The sequence below is a fragment of the Mycobacterium sp. GA-1285 genome (genome assembly GCF_001499905.1).
GTDB lineage: Bacteria > Actinomycetota > Actinomycetes > Mycobacteriales > Mycobacteriaceae > Mycobacterium.
In genome coordinates, this window is record NZ_LQIS01000051.1 from 1 (window position 1) to 678 (window position 678).

Annotated in this window: 1 protein-coding gene; it reads left to right on the top strand. The window is 66.7% G+C overall.

The genetic code is table 11. The features are described from left to right. On the top strand, positions 1 to 678 hold a 678-nt coding region (locus AU193_RS18685; RefSeq protein WP_156425288.1), incomplete at both ends, for a phosphopantetheine-binding protein.

The following is a 678-nucleotide window of genomic DNA, read 5'->3' on the forward strand; positions in this document are numbered from 1 at the left end:
CTGGCCGCCGTGTACGCCCAAGTACTGGGTGTCGAGCGCGTCGGCATCGACGACTCATTCTTCGAACTCGGCGGGGACAGCATCTTGTCGATGCAAGTCGTTGCCCGGGCCCGGGCTGCTGGTGTGCTGTGCCGCCCGCGCGACATCTTCGTCGAGAAGACAGTTGCTCGACTGGCTCGGGTGGCCACCGCGGCGGACGGTCAGGTCGAGGTCGACGACGACGGCGTCGGGCCGGTGGCGCTCACCCCGATCATGCGGTGGCTTCAGGATCTGGACGGGGCGGTTGACCAGTTCAACCAGACAATGGTGATCCAGGCGCCGGCCCAGACCAGCCAGGCCGATGTGGTGGTGGTGCTGCAGGCCTTACTGGATCGCCATCCGATGCTGCGGTTGCGCCTCGATGACGATGGCGAGGGCGGTTGGTCGCCGCAGGTGCCCGAGGTCGGCGCGGTGGACGCGCGCGAATGCTTGCACGTGGTGGACGTGCTGTCTACGGAGTCGCTGGTGGCGACTCGCTCGCGGCTGGACCCGGCTGCCGGAGTGATGCTGCGCGCCTTGTGGGCAAGCTCCACGCGTCAGCTGGCATTGGTGATCCACCATTTGGCCGTCGACGGGGTGTCGTGGCGGATCTTGTTGGAGGATCTCAATATCGCGTGGGCTCAACACCGCAACGGGCAG